Source organism: Butyrivibrio sp. DSM 10294, assembly GCF_028539135.1.
GTDB lineage: Bacteria > Bacillota > Clostridia > Lachnospirales > Lachnospiraceae > Butyrivibrio.
Genome location: NZ_JANSWL010000039.1, coordinates 76,564 through 94,545 on the forward strand (window position 1 = coordinate 76,564; position 17,982 = coordinate 94,545).

General features: G+C 46.8%; 16 protein-coding genes. 4 read left to right on the forward strand and 12 right to left on the reverse strand.

Going from position 1 to position 17,982, the window contains the following annotated elements; genetic code table 11:
* Positions 1-53 precede the first annotated feature (53 nt).
* From galT to NXH67_RS02575, 4 genes are all read right to left on the reverse strand, one after another.
* Positions 54-1,589, reverse strand: coding sequence for a UDP-glucose--hexose-1-phosphate uridylyltransferase (galT, locus tag NXH67_RS02560; RefSeq protein ID WP_272796261.1), 1,536 nt, complete (start codon positions 1,587-1,589; stop codon positions 54-56).
* Between the two features lie 63 nt (positions 1,590-1,652).
* Positions 1,653-2,834, reverse strand: coding sequence for a galactokinase (locus NXH67_RS02565; RefSeq protein WP_022777984.1), 1,182 nt, complete (start codon positions 2,832-2,834; stop codon positions 1,653-1,655).
* Positions 2,835-3,038: 204 nt separating this feature from the next.
* The gene (locus tag NXH67_RS02570; protein ID WP_022777985.1) at positions 3,039-4,202 is read right to left on the reverse strand and encodes a toxic anion resistance protein; all 1,164 of its coding nucleotides are present in this window, start codon (positions 4,200-4,202) and stop codon (positions 3,039-3,041) included.
* Positions 4,203-4,245: 43 nt separating this feature from the next.
* Entirely contained in the window at positions 4,246-5,424 is a 1,179-nt protein-coding gene (locus NXH67_RS02575; RefSeq protein ID WP_272796264.1) for a 5-bromo-4-chloroindolyl phosphate hydrolysis family protein, read from the reverse strand.
* Positions 5,425-5,572: 148 nt separating this feature from the next.
* Here NXH67_RS02575 and NXH67_RS02580 point away from each other — a divergent pair, with 148 nt between their 5' ends.
* A complete protein-coding gene (locus NXH67_RS02580) occupies positions 5,573-6,484 on the forward strand; it encodes an AraC family transcriptional regulator (RefSeq protein WP_022777987.1) in 912 nt (303 codons plus the stop codon).
* 413 nt (positions 6,485-6,897) lie between these two features.
* On the opposite strand, the gene NXH67_RS02585 is transcribed toward NXH67_RS02580, so the two are convergent.
* Positions 6,898-7,788, reverse strand: a complete 891-nt coding sequence (locus tag NXH67_RS02585; RefSeq protein WP_272796265.1) for a hypothetical protein — start codon at positions 7,786-7,788, stop codon at positions 6,898-6,900.
* A 212-nt stretch (positions 7,789-8,000) separates the two neighbouring features.
* On the opposite strand from NXH67_RS02585, the gene NXH67_RS02590 reads away from it, so the two are divergent.
* From NXH67_RS02590 to NXH67_RS02600, 3 genes are read left to right on the forward strand one after another with little or no spacing between them, the layout of a single operon-like run.
* Complete coding sequence (locus NXH67_RS02590; protein WP_272796266.1) at positions 8,001-9,515, forward strand: carbohydrate-binding domain-containing protein; 1,515 nt, start codon at positions 8,001-8,003, stop codon at positions 9,513-9,515.
* A 2-nt stretch (positions 9,516-9,517) separates the two neighbouring features.
* Positions 9,518-10,270 carry a polyphosphate polymerase domain-containing protein gene (locus NXH67_RS02595; protein ID WP_272796267.1) on the forward strand — a complete coding sequence of 251 codons (753 nt, stop codon included), beginning with the start codon at positions 9,518-9,520 and terminating at the stop codon, positions 10,268-10,270.
* A gap of 35 nt (positions 10,271-10,305) precedes the next feature.
* Positions 10,306-10,992: a DUF4956 domain-containing protein gene (locus NXH67_RS02600; RefSeq protein ID WP_272796268.1), complete on the forward strand. Its 687-nt coding sequence runs from the start codon at positions 10,306-10,308 to the stop codon at positions 10,990-10,992.
* Between the two features lie 234 nt (positions 10,993-11,226).
* Here the strand turns inward: NXH67_RS02600 and NXH67_RS02605 are convergent, their stop codons facing one another.
* The 7 genes from NXH67_RS02605 to bglB all read right to left on the reverse strand — a co-directional run bounded on the left by NXH67_RS02605 (position 11,227) and on the right by bglB (position 17,962).
* Entirely contained in the window at positions 11,227-11,355 is a 129-nt protein-coding gene (locus NXH67_RS02605; protein ID WP_272796269.1) for a hypothetical protein, read from the reverse strand.
* 135 nt (positions 11,356-11,490) lie between these two features.
* Complete coding sequence (locus NXH67_RS02610; RefSeq protein WP_272796270.1) at positions 11,491-11,868, reverse strand: hypothetical protein; 378 nt, start codon at positions 11,866-11,868, stop codon at positions 11,491-11,493.
* A gap of 105 nt (positions 11,869-11,973) precedes the next feature.
* Positions 11,974-12,708: a glucosamine-6-phosphate deaminase gene (gene nagB, locus NXH67_RS02615; RefSeq protein ID WP_272796271.1), complete on the reverse strand. Its 735-nt coding sequence runs from the start codon at positions 12,706-12,708 to the stop codon at positions 11,974-11,976.
* A 130-nt stretch (positions 12,709-12,838) separates the two neighbouring features.
* The gene (locus NXH67_RS02620; RefSeq protein WP_272796272.1) at positions 12,839-14,038 is read right to left on the reverse strand and encodes an iron-containing alcohol dehydrogenase; all 1,200 of its coding nucleotides are present in this window, start codon (positions 14,036-14,038) and stop codon (positions 12,839-12,841) included.
* 3 nt (positions 14,039-14,041) lie between these two features.
* Positions 14,042-15,706 (reverse strand): hypothetical protein, encoded by a 1,665-nt coding sequence (locus NXH67_RS02625; protein ID WP_272796274.1) that lies wholly within the window; start codon positions 15,704-15,706, stop codon positions 14,042-14,044.
* Positions 15,707-15,794: 88 nt separating this feature from the next.
* Positions 15,795-16,718 (reverse strand): ROK family protein, encoded by a 924-nt coding sequence (locus NXH67_RS02630; RefSeq protein WP_022778001.1) that lies wholly within the window; start codon positions 16,716-16,718, stop codon positions 15,795-15,797.
* 152 nt (positions 16,719-16,870) lie between these two features.
* On the reverse strand, positions 16,871-17,962 hold the full coding sequence (bglB, locus tag NXH67_RS02635; RefSeq protein WP_272796275.1) for a beta-galactosidase BglB: 1,092 nt from the start codon (positions 17,960-17,962) through the stop codon (positions 16,871-16,873).
* Positions 17,963-17,982 lie beyond the last annotated feature (20 nt).

Sequence of the window (17,982 nt, forward strand, 5' to 3'; positions counted from 1 at the left end):
TATGAGTCAATGGGGACGGTTCTTGCTGACTCACAACCACCCCATTTAGCTCATTATATACTCTCTACAAATCTCATAAATGCCGCCTGTCCCTCCGGGGTTCTCTTATAAACTCCGGCATCTTCAAGGACATGCATGAACACTTCACCGATTTCATTCTGGACAATCTCGTCAATATTATCTTGATCTATTTTGTCATACTTCTTGCTGAAGGCATCTACCCAATCAGCGTGCTTTTCCAGCACTTCATCGGCCCTAAGATCTTTTCCCGTAAGAATTGCTTCTTTCAGATCAGCCATCTCACCCTTAAGTCTTGCCGGCAGAACCGCAAGTCCCATTACTTCGATAAGACCGATATTTTCCTTTTTTATATGATGAAGCTCTGCATGGGGATGATAAACTCCAAGAGGATGCTCGTCGGTGGTGATGTTATTTCTAAGCACCAGATCCAGCTCGTAGTTATCGCCTCTTTTTCTGGCTATGGGAGTGATGGTATTGTGAGGAGTACCGTCGGTCTCAGCGAAAATAAATGCTGCTTCATCGCTATAGCCTCTCCACTTCTCAAGGATCACATCCGCAAGGGCAATGATTCTCTGTGTATCCGGGCCGGAAAGTCTGATAACAGACATGGGCCACTTTACAATTCCGGCCTTAACATCCTCGAAGCCTTTAACCGCAAACTCTTTTTCCACAGGTGCTTTCGCCATGGCAAAGGTGTAATGTCCGCCCTGGAAATGGTCGTGGCTAAGGATTGAGCCTCCAACGATCGGAAGATCAGCATTTGATCCCACGAAATAGTGGGGGAACTGCTTAACAAAGTCAAAGAGCTTGCAGAATGTGTCATGCTCAATCTTCATGGGAATATGCTGCGAGTTAAACACGATGCAGTGCTCGTTGTAGTATACATAAGGTGAATACTGGAATCCCCACTCGCTTCCATTGATGGTTACGGGGATGATCCTGTGATTCTCCCTGGCGGGATGGTCGACTCTTCCCGAATAGCCCTCATTTTCCCAGCACAGCTGACACTTGGGATAGCCTGACTGCTTGGCGTTTCTTGCTGCAGCGATGGCCTTGGGGTCCTTCTCAGGCTTGGAGAGGTTGATGGTGATATCAAGATCCCCGTACTCCGTGGGTGCGATCCACTTCATATCCTTGGAGATACGATATCTTCTGATGTAATCTGTATTCTTGGAAAAATTGTAATAGTAATCCGTAGCCTTCTCCGGGCTTTCTTTGTACAGCTCATTGAAGCGCTTGATCACTGCACTTGGCCTCTCAGTTACTTCGCCCATGAGTTTAGTATCGAATAGATCTCTGTAGACAACGCTGTTATTTTCGATAAGACCGTTTTCTGCAGCATAGTCGTCAAGAACCTTAAGGACTTCCTCAAGGTATGTTCCGTCCTCGATGCCGTTTGCCGGGATCTTGTCCGCAAGGGCGATGATATCTGCTTTGTCAAACTCCGCAGCATCAATTCCCAGCCGGATCAGCAGAGAATTGATGGTGTAGATGATGTCTTCTTTTTTTATAAGACCTGTTTTAAGAGCGTAGGCAGCAAGATTATTTATAGCTTCCTGAATCTTCATTTTTTCTTCCTTTCTTATTGCCAAAAGTGCGCCGTCCCCATTGACTCACGGCGCACTTTTTTCTTAGATTACCTGAGGTCCGTTACCGATCTCGACTGTGTAGAAGGTTGCATCGTAGCCAATCTTCCTACGATACTCCTCGCCTACAGTCTTCTTGAAATTCTCAATTGCCTCGTCTTTTACGATAGAAACTGTGCAGCCGCCGAAGCCGCCACCTGTCATTCTGGATCCGATAACTCCGGGAATCTTCCAGGCTTCCTCAGCGAGGGTATCAAGCTCGATGCCGGTAACATCGTAGTCATCACGAAGGGACTCATGGGACTGTCTCATAAGCTTGCCGAAGTGCTCAATGTCTCCGTCCTTAAGAGCCTTAACCGCTTCAATTGTGCGCTGATTCTCGTATACGGCGTGCTTAGCCTTCTTCTGCATATCAGGGTCTGTCAAAAGATGCTTGTTGGCCTCAAATTCTTCGATTGAAAGATCGCCAAGTCCTTTGATATCAAGGCTCTTCTGAAGAATTGCAAGAGCCTCCTCGCACATGCTGCGTCTTGCGTTGTACTGGGAATCTGTGAGTTTGTGCTTCTTGTTGGTGTTGGCGATAACAATCTTGGCACCCTCAAGCTTGATCGGAGCATATTCAAATGAAAGATCTGCTGTATCAAGGAAGATAGCGTTATTCTCTTTGCCCATAGCGGAAGCAAACTGGTCCATGATACCGCAGTTACAGCCGTTGTAGTTATTCTCTGAGTACTGTCCGATAAGAGCAATGTCCTGATTGGATACTTCAAAGCCATACAGATCTCTTAAGATAAATCCTGTGAGAACCTCCAGTGAAGCTGATGAAGAAAGTCCCGAACCGTTGGGGATATTTCCGTTGATAACCATATCGAAGCCCTTATCAAGCTTCATTCCTCTCTTGGCAAAGGCCCATACAACTCCCAGGGGATAATTGGTCCATCCTGCCTTGGGTGAAGGGGTCTCGATATCATCAAGAGAAACCTCATATACCCCGAACCTGTCCAGATTCATGGAAAACAGTCTGATTGTTCTGTCCTCTCTCTTAGCTGCGGCGCCATAAGTTCCGATTGTCAGTGCACAGGGAAAAACATGTCCTCCGTTGTAATCCGTATGCTCACCGATGAGATTCACACGTCCCGGTGCAAAGTATGCCTTAACGCCCTCTTTCTCACCAAACTGCGCCTTAAATCCGTCAAGTACAGCCTGCTTCATGCTCTGATCGATCATAATACCCTCCTAATGTTATGTGTTGTTATGTTTAACTCCAAATTATTTTTATTTGTTATCTTGCTTTATATATACCATATTATACACCTTCCCATAAATATCACTTTGTTTGAATAATCAGTCATAATGTTAATTTTCTTAATCAAAAAAGGCGGTATGAGATAATTCTCATACCGCCTTCCGTTTATTCTTATAATCCCCGTATTACTGGTTCTGTGTCTTAGCAGCCTCAAGGAGCTTGTCTCTAAGCTGTGACTCGATCTGTGAAAGCTCAGCCTCGGCCTCACGTCTCTTGGTCTTACCTTCTGTCTGGATCTTGAGCACTTCATCAAGAGTTGTGATAAGTGTCTCATTGGTGTGCTTGAGGGTCTCGATATCAACGATTCCTCTCTCAGCTTCCTTGGCGCTCTCGATTGTAGCAACCTTAAGAGCATCAGCGTTCTTGCGAAGAAGCTTGTTAGTCATATCATTAACCTCTCTCTCGGCCTGAGCTGCCTGTGTAGCGTGCTCGATACCGATTGCGATAACCATCTGGTTCTTCCAAAGAGGAATTGTGTTAACGATGGTTGACTGGATCTTCTCAGCCATTACTGTGTCTGAGCTCTGTACCATACGGATCTGAGGACCTGTCTGCATTGCAATGGTTCTTGTAAGCTCAAGGTCGTAGATCTTTTTCTCAAATCTGTCGCACTTACTTGCGAAGTCCTTAGCCTTCTCAGCATCCTCAGGAAGTCCTGACTCAGCAGCCTTCTTCTGAAGCTCTACAAGTGTTGTGGTGCGCTCCTCTTCAAGTCTCTTCTTACCGGCAAGGATATACATTGACAGTTCCTTGTAGTAGTTGAGGTTAAGGTCATACATTCTGTCGAGAAGCTCAACGTCCTTCATAAGGGTAACCTGATGTCTCTCCAGCTCGTTGCTGATGGTCTGAACATTGGTCTCAACCTTGGCATATTTAGCCTTCATAGCCTCGACTCTGTTTGCACTCTTTTTGAAAAGAGCCTTAAGACCCTTCTCATCCTCATCGATTTCGAAGCTCTTAAGCTGAGTAACAAGGCCTGTGATCATGTCTCCAACTTCGCCCATGTCCTTGGTCTTAACATTGTCGATAGCCTTCTCTGAGAAATCAGCGAGCTTCTTCTGTGTTCCAACACCGAAGTTCATGATTCCTGTGCTGTTGTTGATATCAATCTGCTTGCTGAAATCCTCAACCTGCTTGAGCTCTTCAGGTGTGAGCTGTGCCTCCAGAGCGATGTTGCCGTTGTCCTTGGGTGCCTCTGCCTTAGGTGCCTCAGCTACTGCCTCGGCTGCCTCTGCTCCAAATGATAATGTAGGTGCAGCGGGTGCTGCTCCGAATTCAAGATCTGCCATTACTTTCTCCTCCGATTCATACATTTATTTAAACTAATATTGTTTACTGTTTCATCTGCATCTGGGCTGCAACTCCCTGCCCCTCAGCAGTAAGTCCGTCCTGAGCCATCATTGACTTCATAACGGAAATATCCGAAGAAATATCCCACGCCATATCCTGGAAAAGGCTGTCAAGAAGGTTCTCAAAAGCCTCATTGATGGTATCCATTGCTGCGTCGATCTCTTTCTTGGTCTTGGTGATGTTCTCGCCCACATCAGGCTGTTTGTCCAGCTCTACATAAGCCGTAAGAAGCTTCTTGGTGGTGGGAAGATAATAGTTCATCAGCTTGTGAAGCTCTTCCGCACTGTCGGGATCCTTCTCAACCTGTGCAAAGATCCTGTTCATGATATTCTCAAGGCGGTACAGCTTGTTGGACATTTCGTCTGTATCAGGAATAACGTCATTGATCTCTCTGACGAACTTAACATATTCCTCGCCCTCAGCGATAATTGCCTGATCCTTGGAAAGGTTCTTGCTGCGGGTAACCTCAGCCTTCTGCTTGTTCTGTTCCTTCTGCTCACGGGCAAGTCTGTCCTGCTCGGCTCCGAGGTACATCTGATATGCGTTGTCTGTGATCATACAGGTGGTCTCGGAAGAATCAAGCTTGGCCCTTGGTACATATCCCTCTTTAATAAGTGCCTTGATATCCTTAAGAACCTCTTCATCAGTCTTGAGGGTGACCTTGGCAAGATCACTGATCTTGAAATATTCAGCTTCCTTAAGAATGTTACCGTATTGATAGAGCTTCTTGGACATCTGAAGCTTTCTGATTCCTCTGCATGAAATGAAGGTACATGCTACAAGAAAAGCTCCGCTGATAGCAATTCCGGGTATAAGATTCGCTGCGATCATTGCTGCAAAGGTGGGAAAAACTACTGCAAGTCCCACTGTGGCTCCTGCGATAAGCTGTCCCAGTCCGCTGTATCTGCTGACTCTCTTCTGCAAAAACGGATAGTTGACTCTCTTAACCTGAGGTGCCCTGTTCACGTAGGTGTAGTTGTTTCTGCGTACCTGGCTGTAGTTCCTGCTTGCGTAAGTTGTTCTCTTCTCTATACTAACTGTTTTAAGAGTCCTGCTGATGTCTGCGGCCAGCGTACTGTAGTCATTCCTGTCTATGGCGCTGGACACACTTTTTAAAATATCATTACCTGCATCAATCAGGTCCTGTGTCTGTTTATCCACTTCTTCCTCCAAAATAATTGCACTTTTACATTTCACAATTTTACAGCATTCGTTTCAAAATAACAATGAAATCTGTGTTTTTATGCTATCATATTAAATGTGGTTTTAAGACAGTTTCACTGATTATCAGTTTATCAGAGGTTATTCAATGGAAAAAGCCTATAAGTTGCTATTTAACACCGAAGAATCCGACGATCTTTACGTATATTGCTGCGGTATTTCGCAGACACTTCCGGGCCACAGTTTCGGCCCTGCGTTGAAGCCCCATTTCATGATACATTTCATAATGAGTGGCAAGGGAAGCTTTAATATAGGAGGAGAGACCTATCCTTTGGAGAAGGACTACGGGTTTCTTATTGTGCCGGATGAGCTTGCCTACTATGTTTCCGATGAAAAGGATCCATGGACCTACGTATGGGTTGGATTTGGTGGAAAAAGAGCGCAGGATATTGTTTCGCAGCTGGGGCTCTCCCTGCAACAGCCGGTATTTAAGAGTAGCGCCGGCAACGCCATCTATGATCTGGTAAAAGATATGATGGATCACAACACCTTCTCGGTGGAGGATTCCCTTAGAAGAAACGGACTTCTGTCGCTGTTTTTATCAGTAATAGCCAGCGGTATCAGTGTTACTCAAAGAAGCGATTCTGGTAGTGCCAATTATTATGTATCCAAGGCCCAGGCCTTCGTTCGCAGCAACTACTGCAACCCCATCAAGGTTACGGACATCGCAAACTATGTCTGCATCAACCGCAGCTACTTATATACATTATTTGAAAAAACTCTTGGCATCTCGCCTCAGCAGTATCTGACGAGCTATCGCATATCGAAGGCCACTGAGCTTCTACAGCTGACGCAGCTGCCTATCGAGTCGATTGCTCTGTCCTGCGGATATACGGATCCGCTGGTGTTCTCCAAGGCATTTCGGCAGGAAAAGAAGATAACTCCGTCAGCCTACCGCAAATCCCTTCCCAAGAGCAACCCCGTAATGGACAAAGATCACCTCCTCCTCATGGAACAACTCCTCGAGGAGCGTCACCTGGAGTCGAATGATCCGAATTGAAGCCTTGGGAAATTGGTTTCCCGGACGCTAACCCGGGGCAGGGGGCATGGAGGTGGCAGGCAGATAGAAATATTCGCCCCTCCTTCGCTTAGATTACATGGCATTTTAAAAAGGCCCCGACGGGTCTGCAACTCATAAACTCCGTCCGGATTATACTAATATGGTTTCCCGGATGGTATCTGGCCGGACGTCAGACAAATGAGCTGCGAACAGACCCGTCGGGACCTTTTTGAAATGCTCATGAATCTATACGCTCCATCAGAGGCGAATATTTCTATCTGCCTGCCACCTTCATGCCCCTGCCTCCGGATTTGCTGCGCGTTGGAACAAAAAATTCACCAATGGGGACGGTTCTTAATGGTGCATTTTTTACGTGCATCAATTAGAACTATCCTCATTGGTGAAATGATGTATTAGTCTATAATCCTTTTAGTATTCTCAAAATTCTCCAGCATTTCCTCTGCTTCCTTAGCGAACCAGCCGGTTTTGCCGAGTTCTACGGCGGTGCGGGCTTTGTGGTAGGCGTCGTCTGTATCGCCAAGTTCGAAGGAGACTTTGGCGGCTTCGTAGCTTGTGAGTGCTATGTCGGCGTTTAATGAGCCATATTCTTTCTGACGCAGGATCTGCAGGGTTTCATCGTAGAGTTTTTTGGAGTTCTCGTAGTCCTTATCGATGAAGGCTTTTCTTGCATCATATAATTTATTATTGCATTCGATGAGCCATTTGTAGTATTTCTTGTCGCCAAGTTTCCCCGCTGCCTCGATGGATTTGGAGTGTACATTTTCAAATTCTGCATAATTGTTGGTGCAAAAATGAGCGTCTTCAAGGAGAAGATACTCGTTATACTTGGAACCTGCTGCAATATGCTTGTCTCCCTGCTGATTCAAAAGTGTCACGACTTCGTCATATTCCTTTAGGGCTGCACAGGCTCTGGCCTTCATGTATCTGAAATAGTTCCTGAGTTTTCTGTTCTTTATTTTATCACCCAGGACTGTGTACAGCTGCTTACTCTTTTCATAATCGCCGTAGGCCCATCCTATCTTGGACATTCCGGCTCTTTGAGCTATGTCTCTTATCCCAAACCACAGCATGCAGAATATGATCAAAACTCCGGCTTTTGCAGTGTTGCCTAAGTACTCGAGAGCAAAGTTCAGTTCAATTCCATTTACTAATGAAAATATAATCACAAACAGATCAAGTGCCACAAAAAGAACAAATACTGCTGTGGCTATATGCCTCAGGACTCTGAAAATCCTATATCTCTTGGCTATATCCTCCGCGGACAGCGTTTCATACTTACTCATAGGTTTCCTCCCAAACTTTTTTCATCCATTCAGATGCAGTAGTGCACCAATTATATCGCATCCTCACTTAAACCAACATAGCCTTTTCAGCAAAAAAGTGCCTTTTATTTATACTTTCTTTATTTTTTTCTTTAGGTTTGTTTTAGGTAGCGCTAATAGAATGGCATCATCAGATAACAAAAATACACTTCAAAGAAAGCGAGAAAACAATCATGAAGAGAAAAAATAGATTTTTGGCAATATTATTCCTTAGTACAGCCCTGGTAGTAGGCGGCTGCGGAGCAAGCACTTCGGGATCTACCGATAGCGTGACAGTTTCAACTGATACAAAAGAATCTCAGGACAACGCAGGTTCAGGTGACCAGGCTTCCCCCGAAGAGCTAACTCAGGGCGAGAACAGATCTACAGAATACCTTTCAAGCGGCGATGCTGTGACAGCAACCTCCGGGCTTCTTAATTCCGAGGAAATGTTCAGTGATAGGGATCTTGAGCAGGAAGCTGACCTTACAGATGCCAACTATATCACATTAGAGAGTGGTAAAGATGTAGCGATAGACAGCGAAGGTGTATATGTGATCCGGGGAACGGCAACAGACAGCTCCATAATTGTTGATGCGGATTCAGCCAAAGTTCAGCTGGTGCTGGACGGAGTTTCAATAACAAATGCAGACAGTCCTGCGATCTATGTAAAGGCTGCAGACAAGGTATTTATAACAACTACGGATTCCGAAAATACACTTACCGTTACAGGAGCCTTCACCGCAGACGGCGACAACAGCACAGACGCAGTGATCTATTCCAAGGACGATGTGGTATTTAACGGAACAGGAACACTTACCATCACATCAACAGCCAACGGCATCTCAGGAAAAGACGACGTGAAGTTCACCGGAGGCACCTACAATATCACTTCCGAAGAGGATGCCATTGAAGCTAAGGATTCCATAAGGATAAGCGATGGCTCTTTTACCATAAATGCTAAAAAAGATGCTCTCCACAGTGAAAATTCAGATGACGATTCCCTTGGTTATATCTATATCTCAGGAGGCACCTTTGATATTACAGCCTCCGATGACGGCATCCAGGCAACCACTGTTCTGATGATGGATGGTGGAACCTTTGAAATATCAGCTTCTGAGGGACTTGAAGCCACCTTCGTACAGATAAACGATGGAAAAATCAGCATTGAAGCCAGTGACGATGGTATCAACGCATCAAATAAGAGCAGTCAGTACAACGTCGTAATAGAGATAAACGGCGGAGAGCTTACGATCAATATGGGTTCCGGCGACACCGACGCCATTGATGCTAACGGCAATCTCTACATCAATGGCGGCACAGTGGATATCACTGCACAGTTTGCCTTTGATTTCGACGGCGAGGCTCAGATAAACAGCGGCACAGTCACAGTTAACGGCGAAGAGGTTACAGAAATCACCAACTCCATGACCTTTGGAGGATCGGGCGGTGGCCCCGGCGGACAAGGCGGATTTGGTGGCAGAGGCGGACAGGGTGGTCCAAATGGTGACCAGTCAGGAAACGACGATTCATCCCAGAGGCCTGAGAACTTCGATCCCAGCAATATGCCTGAGGGATTTGAAAAGGGCAACATGCCTGAGAATTTTGACCCAAGTAACATGCCCGAAAGATCGAATGATTCAGAAAATCAGCAAAATAATACCGGCAATAAAGGAAACCGTGGAACCAAGGGAAATAAAGGAAACTAAACATGGCAGGATTTAAAGAAGTTTTTGAACGAATAGAGACCAAATATCTTCTGGACGAGATGCAGTACAGAGAGCTGATGAAGAGGCTAGAGCCCATCGCAGCCATCGACAGCTACGGCGAGACCTCAATCCTCAATATCTACTTTGACACTCCTGACTATAGGCTCATTGAGCGCTCTCTGGAAAAGCCCGTCTACAAAGAAAAGCTAAGGCTTCGCACCTACAAAGTTGCATCGGATGATACCAACGCTTTTATCGAGATCAAGAAAAAATACAAAGGCATAGTCTACAAAAGAAGGATCAATATGCCCTACAAAGAGGCCATGGCTTATCTTACGGAAGGTCAAAAACCTGCCCAAGAAAGCCAGATTTCTAAGGAGATCGACTATTTTCTACAGTATTACAAAGGAATCCGGCCCGCCATGGCAATCTCCTATGACCGCATAGCAATGGCCGGAATAGAAGATCCTGAACTTCGCATCACCTTTGACACAAACATCAGATGGCGAACCACAGACCTCTCACTGACTAAAGGAAACGTGGGAAAAGACATTCTTCTTCCCGGGCAGCATCTGATGGAGCTCAAGATCGCAGGGGCGATGTCCATGGAAATTGCAAGGATACTGGATGAACTTAATATCAGACAGACCAGTTTTTCCAAATATGGCAGAGGGTACTTGGACTACATGTATAGCAGCACTGCTGCCACCACTGAACCTGAGAACAAGATCGCAGCATTTCCCAGGGCTGTGTGAACTTAAGTTAAAAGAAAGGATACGGTAAATATACAATGACTACAGATTTTATTTTCGAAAGCATAATGGAAAGCGGCACGATCACAGGGGCCGGTTTTGTAACAGCAACTATATGCTCAATTCTCATCGGCTGTTTTATAGCATTTATGTATACGCTAAAAAATAATTACTCCAAGAGCTACATCGTAACACTGGCACTTCTTCCTGCAATTGTTCAGGTAGTAATAATGCTTGTAAACGGCAACATAGGAGCCGGCATCGCAGTAGCGGGAGCCTTCTCGCTGGTAAGGTTCCGATCCGCCCCCGGTTCCGGCAAAGAGATAACCAGCATCTTCCTTGCTATGGCCGTTGGTCTTGCTACAGGAATGGGTTACATTGGTATTGCAGCGATATTTGCAGTGATCATCACTGTTGCCAATCTGATTCTCTCCAGTCTTTCCCTCAATAATAAAGCTTCCGAGGAAAAGACCCTTAAGATCACAATCCCCGAAAGCCTTGATTTTGAAGGAGTTTTTGATGATATATTTGAAAGATTTACGACAAAAGCGGATCTTGAAGAAGTAAAGACTTCCGGCATGGGAAGCCTGTACAAGCTGACCTACAAAATCTCACTTCGTCAGAAAGCCAGCACCAAGGCCATGATGGATGAGATCCGCCAGCGAAACGGCAACCTGGAAGTAAGCTGCTCCCGCCCCGTAATAGTCCGCGCTGAAGAGCTGTAAATGTTTGGATACCCGGACGCTTAGATTTCGGGGGGTGGACCCGGAGGCGGAGGGCACAGGCAGCGTAGGGATAGAAATATTCACCGCTCCTTCGCTTAGATTACATGGCATTTCATAAAGGCCCCGATGGGTCTGCAGCTCCTAAACTCCGTCCGGAGTAATATTAAGTGGTTTCCCGGATGGGATTTGGCCGGACGTCAAACAACGGAGCAGCGGACAGACCCATCGAGGCCTTTATGAAACGCTCATGAATCTATACGCTCCATCACAGGCGAATATTTCTATCCCTACGCTGCCTGTGCCCTCCGCCTCGCGGTCCATCCTTCCCTCAGGAAATCTAAGCTGTACTAAGACAAGCTTCATTACATACCTCATTTCATAAAATTGACCAATTATATATACCAAAAAAACTTTTGCTTGTGCCTCTTTTCTGACGAATGACACTTGAAATCGGACGAATAACATCCAAAAAAAAAGAGAGATCTGTAAGACCTCTCTTTATTCCATCAAAAGTTGTGTCTCGTCACTGCTGTCAGTCATAAGGACTGTCATGTTATTGTTGCCTTGCGGGTTCATACCCGGCATCATGCGGCCGGTATTTCTTACGGGCTGCATGTTGAGCGATCCTGAAGTATTGTTCCAGGAAATTACGGCGCCGGTTGATCGCATCATCTGTACATCTGCCTGAACCTGTCCGGCTGTAGCGGCCTGTCTGATCATTCCGACACCCTTTTTGGCTTCTGAACCGGTTAGTACTGCGATGTAGTGACCTACATCCAGGAAAAAGAATAAAAATACTGCAGCTAAAAGGAATATAAATCCGAGAACGCCAAGAACTACGGATAAATTCTCGTAAAGTGTTATTGTTTCCATCATGTACCTCTAATTAATTTCTAAACAAAATCTAAAGAAATTATAAACAAATTCTCGGAACTATAATACCACTAAAATGGCAAAATAACACTCAAATTTCTTTTTCAGTCATGTAATGTTCATCAAACTCAGCGCTGCATCGTCAGCAACCAGCGTGAAATCAGGATGGAGCTGCAATATTGACGCCGGCACCCGGGGTGTTACTTCTTCGGTGAGGGCCTTCTTAAGTATCTCAGCCTTTTTCTCACCCTCCGCCACCATCAGGATCTTCTTGGCCTTCATGATGGTGCCGATGCCCATGGTGTAAGCCTGGCGCGGAACCTGTGAGACATCCTCGAAAAAGCGCTTGTTGGCTTCGATGGTGCTCTCTGTAAGGTCTACGAGGTGCGTTCTTCTTGTAAAGCAGTCTGCGGGCTCGTTGAAGCCGATGTGGCCGTTGGGGCCAAGGCCCAGGAGCTGCAGATCGATGCCGTTCATGCTGTCAATCAGTTCCTCATATTTGCGGCATTCATCCTCCGCATCTTCGTTGCTTCCATCGGGGATGTGGATATTCTTATTTTTGATATTTACCTTGGAAAAGAGGTATTTGTCCATGAAGTAGCGATAGCTCTGATCGTTGTCTGCGGACAGACCTCTGTATTCGTCGAGGTTCACGGTCTTAACTCTGGAGAAGTCCAGATCGTCCTTGCGGTACCAATCCACCAGCTGCTCATAGATTCCTATGGGGGATGAGCCTGTGGCCAGGCCCAGTACGCAGGTGGGTTTCATGATGATCTGGGCGGAGATGATGTTGGCCGCCTTTCTGCTCATATCCTTGTAGTCATGCGCTCGATATATTTTCATTGTTACCTCCGAAATTCTATGGTTGAGATGTGAGTCAATGGGGACGGTTGTGAGTCAATGGGGACGGTTCTTGCTGACTCACGAAGCGAGTCAGCAAGAACCGTCCCCATTGACTCGCAACCGTCCACACTCACTCATATAATTTCATATATAGATTCTTCAGCACTTCCGAATCAGGCTCTCGTATTGTGTTGGCAGGCCCTCCGCTTTTTACTGCAATCTCTGCCATCTCATCTATCTTGGCAAAAAAGTCGTCCTTCGAAATTCCAGATTCCGCGGCTGTTGGAATCTGGCAGACTCTGCAGATCTTTTTTATCTGGGACAAAAAGAGCTCTGCTGCCCCATCGTCATTATCGCCTTCCGTGGCTGCTCCTGTGGCTCTTGCCATCTCTGCGAATCTGTCCTTAGCTCCGTCCTTGACATATTCAAGGCATAGATGCGCCAGCATCGCTTCAGCCATTCCCATTGGCACATGAAAGATTCCTGTAACAGGTCTACTCATTGCGCTGATAAGGGCAGCTCCTGTGCTGTTATAGGCTACTCCGGCCTCCAGCGCTGCAATTGACATCTGGTTTCTGGCAACCTCATTTTCTCCGTCATGATAAGCAAGCGGAAGATAACGGAATATCCTCCTGATTGCAGAAAGTGCCAGTGTATCGGTAATAGGCTGTGAATTCTTAGATATATAAGCCTCTATTGCCAGAATCAGTGCGTTAAGCCCGAAAACAGCCGTAGCCTTGACGGGCAAAGTGGTAGTAAGCTCAGGATCTATGATGGCAACATCCGGCATTAACTCCTGTCCCCTAAGGAAGATCGGCTCTGTGGCATCGGCAGCTGTAATATATGTAAAAGCTGTAGCCTCTGCGCCTGTCCCCGAAGCAGTAGGGATTGCAGCCATTTTGGTCCTGATACCTGTTATCTCTTCTCCCATGTGATCCGCAAGTTCTCCGCCGCAGCCGTCAAGAACAGCTACTGCCTTCATCAGATCAAGGGCGGCTCCTGTGCCGATACCGATGAGAAAGTCGCAGCCTTCTTTTTTATAGACCTCATAAGCTGCTTTCGCCTTAGCTTCTGTAGGGTCTTCAAGAAAATCGTGGAATATAGTATAGCCTATTCCCTTTTTGGACAGCGCATCGGTGATGATTCTGACTTTCCCCATTTTGACCATTATCTGATCGCTGATGATGAGGGCTTTTTGGCCAAAACCATCCATATATCCGGGCGCCTTGGTAAGTGCTCCCCTTCCGGTGACAATCTTAGAAGGCGTGGTAAACTCCTTGACCAAAGCTACTCCGTTTTTTCTTTTATCACGCACGTCTGTGTGTTTCATTCCCTAGAACCTGCTCCTCTCATTTCTGATAGATATGATATGGTCAAAGCCTGTGTAGTCGGTAAAATAAATTGTTGAAGCTCCGCCGTTTCGTAGCTCCGAATCCTCCTTGCCCTCCATGAATCTATGGGTTCCAAAGGCAGGTCCGATGGTGAGTGTGTCCTTACTGTTTGACAGTTCAACCATCTCATCCTTGACAGTGATGGCTTCTCCGCCCACAAGAGCTGTGGCAAGGTGTCCGTTCTCAAGGAAGGTTGCACCTGTAACGGAGAGCTCGATTCTCCAGGGAGCGCCTTCTACGCCGCTGGTCTTAACTCTTATGTCGATTCCGTCGTTGTCCTTGCTCTCCCTAACCCAGACGTCGATATCCATGTCGGGGCCCATCTTCTTATCGCGGGCTGCATTGTCCATCTGCCACCAGTCGTTGGTCTCAGGGATCTTATCAGGGCTCCAGGGCAGGTAATACCAACCGTGCATGGTCTGGGACAGGTGCAGTGTCTCTCCCTCCTGAACCATCTTCTCAGCCTTGAAGGCTCTGTGCTCGCAAAAGCTCCCCGCAACCTTCATCTCCACCTTGATGGTTCCGTTGTGGAAATAGAGGAAATTGGACTTGCCACTCATCACTGTGTAGGTGTATCTTCCTGTTCTGTTTCTTGAGATACCGGAGTTTTGGTAAAAGACCTTGTAGTCGGGATTGCCGTACAGGCCCTCATGTTCTATGTTTTTCCACTCAGGATGCCACATGAAGAAAATGAGGCAGTCCGGGGTGTGAAGATTCTTTTTTAAACAAATGTCTATGATGGTGTTGGCCATATCATAGAATTCAGGGATGTCATGGCGCTGCGCCATCAGCACATACTCTGTGTAATAATCTGTAGGATAGGACAGTCTGTCCTTGTCAAAACGGGTGGAGTTGGCGGTAAAAACAGATCCGTCGGGCTCCCAGTAGTGCAGCATCATGTGGAGGTTTCTGATAACGTGATCCTCGTAGGACTTATCGCCTGTGGCCTCAGCCAGGGTTATCATGGCATCGTTGTTGACGCGGTTGTAGTTTCCGGCTGATTTCTCCGCATACTCTCCGTCTTCGTTGCAGTCGATGCCCTCTGCCAGATATCTGTTTGCGCAATCGGCCATTTCCTTGCTGTCGTAGATCTTGGAGCACTCCATAAGAGTTGAGGCTATGGCCCATCTGTGGTTGGGAGTATGGAATCCCCCTGTCATAATGCCTTTTGCGGCGTCTCTTATGATCTCGTTAAGAGCAGTGAATATCTGATCCTCTTTATCCGTTCTCTTAGCGGCCTTGATATCCTTCAGATAGAAGAAATGCGGCATTATCTTTTTTATGCAAAAAGCTGTGTCCGGCGCTGAGGAAAAATTACAGGTCACATAGTCAAAAAGTCCGCTGTCGTGCTGCATCATCCTTGCAAAGCGAAGTCCTGCCATTATGCGCTTAAAGAGCGCTTCGTCCTCATGAAAAGAGCTGTCCTCGTTGCAATACACTGCTATCATTGATGCGGTTCTGTAAATTGTGTACTTGGCATCAAGGATGTGGTCCTGATCCATGAAGGCGCCGTAGTTCTCGTCGTTCTCATCCATGATCTGAACCCGCATGGATTCGTACACCAGCTCCTCTGTGTCTGTTAAGATTATCTGATAATGATTCTTCATCGATACCCTTCCTGTCTTATCTGACATCACTTAATGTTAATTCTGTATGCTCGTATCAGAAATTCTTGCTTGTTCATGTTTCTGATATTTACTCTGAGATCAGTGCAGCTCCGATGATGCCTACATCCCCTGCATCCGGAATGCCGCTTGCTATGCGGATCTCAGTATTCTTGGCACTGCTCCTTGAATAAACATCTCTGTATACTCTCTCCCTTACCTTATCAAGAAAGAGGTCCGCTGCCCTTGTGATTCCGCCGCTAAGGACCAGCACATCGGGCTGCAGAATATTTATAAGATTGGTAAGTCCTTCGGATAAGTAGTAGACAAACTCATCCAGAACTTTATTCGCTGTTTCATCTCCATCTTTTACTGCGGCAAAAAAGCTCTCGCCATCGGTATATTCAGGCATTCCCGCTTCCTTAGCCATCTCTGTGAGGGCTGTTGCTGAAGCGTAGTCCTCAAAACAACCTTTTCTTCCGCAGTTACAGTCACAGCCGTCAATGTTAATGGACATATGGCCAAATTCTGCTGCCGCATAGTTAAGGCCTCGTAGAACCTTGCCACCAATGATGATTCCGCCGCCGATTCCGGTGCCCAGAGTAACCATGACAAATACGGGAACGTTGTATTTTCCCGCCACGTACTCGCCGATGGCCGCAGCATTGGCATCGTTGTCAAAAAAGGTCCTGCTGCCCAGGGGCTCTCCAAGAGCTGTTCTTAGCTTTGGCAAAAAAGGAACTTCCTCAAAGCCGAGGTTATTGGCATAGAGGATACGGCCTGTGTCAAGCTCTGCGGTTCCGGGGACACCGACGCCGATGGATTCTATCTCGGATTCGGTGATCCGGGCTTTAGCCATGAGGTCTTTTACGCCCTGTGCAATGGCGGCGATCATGGCCTCCGGTTCAGATGCTTCTTTGGTCTTTATGGAATTCTTTTTTATTATGTGTAATTCGGAGTCCACCACGCCCATGGCGATGTTGGTTCCGCCTACATCTATTCCTATTCTGTACATACTTACCTCTTATGTGCTCCTGGACGGTTGTGAGTCAATGGGGACGGTTGCGAGTCAATGGGGACGGTTCTCTGTGACTCGCTTCGTGAGTCACAGAGAACCGTCCCCATTGACTCACAACCGTCCCCATTGACTCGCAACCGCCCACCAACTCACGCCTTCAACACTTCCATCAAGAATAGCATCGCCACGGCCTGTCCGTAGGGCATGGGCTTGATCTCAATCTCTTTATAGAAGTCCTTGGTAATCCTACCCATAGGCGTTCCATAGGACACCTGATTCACCGTTCCGTCGGGATCGATGTAGTTAAGCACAGGCTCCAAAGCCTTCAATCCGACTTCCTTATACTTCTCATCGATAAGTCCCATTCTCACTGCCTTCAGTATTCCGTAAGCAAATCCGCAGGTGGCACTGGTCTCAACATAGGAAGTGGGATCATCCACAAGGGTGTGCCACATTCCGCTCTCATCCTGGTATTTGGCGAGGGCCTCCACCTGGGCCTTAAGGGCCTCAGTGATGAAACGTCTGTCAGCCCCCTTAACTTCTGTAACTGAGAAGTATTCAGGAACTGCGATGGTGAACCAGCTGTTTCCTCTTCCCCAGAGGGCCTCAGCGAAGTTGCCATGCTCAAGGAAGGTCCAGCCGTGGAACAAAAGGCCGGTCTTTCTGTCGCACAGATATTTGATATGAAGAAGGAACTGGTATCTTGCCTCCTGTCTCCATTCGTCGTTATCCTCAATTTCTGCCATGCTGGCGAGGAACATTACCGTCATGAACAGGGTGTCATCCCAGAGCTCTTCTGTGTTCTCGCTGTCGGAGGTACGATGCTGCAGTCCCCCTTCCTGAGTTCTGGCAAAGTCGTTCATTATGGCAACAGCCCATTCATGGCATACGCCCCTGTACACCGGGTTATCAGAATTCTTAAGAAGGAAAGACAATGTCAGCATGGGCGCCACTGTGTTGATATTCTTGGCGGGAAGCCCAAGGCCTACCTCCTTCTCATAATATTTTTCCAGAGTCTCAAGATAGCTCCTGTTTCCGGTCTCCTCATACATCTGCAAAAGGCCGTAAAGTCCCACGCCCTGGGTCCACTCCCAGTGCTGATATCTGGAGATATCGTCCCCGGCAAGGCTCTTGGTCTTCATGTTTTCAAGAAATTTCTCATCATCCTCGTACAGGAATTTCTGAAAACTGTCTGCCAGTACCTCCAGGGTCTTCAGGATTTTTTCTCTCTCGACTTTCATTTGCTACCTCTTTCTATTTC

Bases quoted from the DNA above. Each gene is read 5' to 3' on its own strand.
- nagB (WP_272796271.1), bottom strand. From the start codon at position 12,708: ATGAAAATATATCGAGCGCATGACTACAAGGATATGAGCAGAAAGGCG.
- NXH67_RS02605 (WP_272796269.1), bottom strand. From the start codon at position 11,355: ATGAAGCTTGTCTTAGTACAGCTTAGATTTCCTGAGGGAAGGATGGAC.
- NXH67_RS02595 (WP_272796267.1), top strand. From the start codon at position 9,518: ATGGCAGGATTTAAAGAAGTTTTTGAACGAATAGAGACCAAATATCTT.
- NXH67_RS02600 (WP_272796268.1), top strand. From the start codon at position 10,306: ATGACTACAGATTTTATTTTCGAAAGCATAATGGAAAGCGGCACGATC.
- NXH67_RS02565 (WP_022777984.1), bottom strand. From the start codon at position 2,834: ATGATCGATCAGAGCATGAAGCAGGCTGTACTTGACGGATTTAAGGCG.
- NXH67_RS02585 (WP_272796265.1), bottom strand. From the start codon at position 7,788: ATGAGTAAGTATGAAACGCTGTCCGCGGAGGATATAGCCAAGAGATAT.
- NXH67_RS02620 (WP_272796272.1), bottom strand. From the start codon at position 14,038: ATGAAACACACAGACGTGCGTGATAAAAGAAAAAACGGAGTAGCTTTG.
- NXH67_RS02625 (WP_272796274.1), bottom strand. From the start codon at position 15,706: ATGAAGAATCATTATCAGATAATCTTAACAGACACAGAGGAGCTGGTG.
- NXH67_RS02630 (WP_022778001.1), bottom strand. From the start codon at position 16,718: ATGTACAGAATAGGAATAGATGTAGGCGGAACCAACATCGCCATGGGC.
- bglB (WP_272796275.1), bottom strand. From the start codon at position 17,962: ATGAAAGTCGAGAGAGAAAAAATCCTGAAGACCCTGGAGGTACTGGCA.
- NXH67_RS02570 (WP_022777985.1), bottom strand. From the start codon at position 4,202: ATGGCAGATCTTGAATTCGGAGCAGCACCCGCTGCACCTACATTATCA.
- galT (WP_272796261.1), bottom strand. From the start codon at position 1,589: ATGAAGATTCAGGAAGCTATAAATAATCTTGCTGCCTACGCTCTTAAA.
- NXH67_RS02610 (WP_272796270.1), bottom strand. From the start codon at position 11,868: ATGATGGAAACAATAACACTTTACGAGAATTTATCCGTAGTTCTTGGC.
- NXH67_RS02580 (WP_022777987.1), top strand. From the start codon at position 5,573: ATGGAAAAAGCCTATAAGTTGCTATTTAACACCGAAGAATCCGACGAT.
- NXH67_RS02590 (WP_272796266.1), top strand. From the start codon at position 8,001: ATGAAGAGAAAAAATAGATTTTTGGCAATATTATTCCTTAGTACAGCC.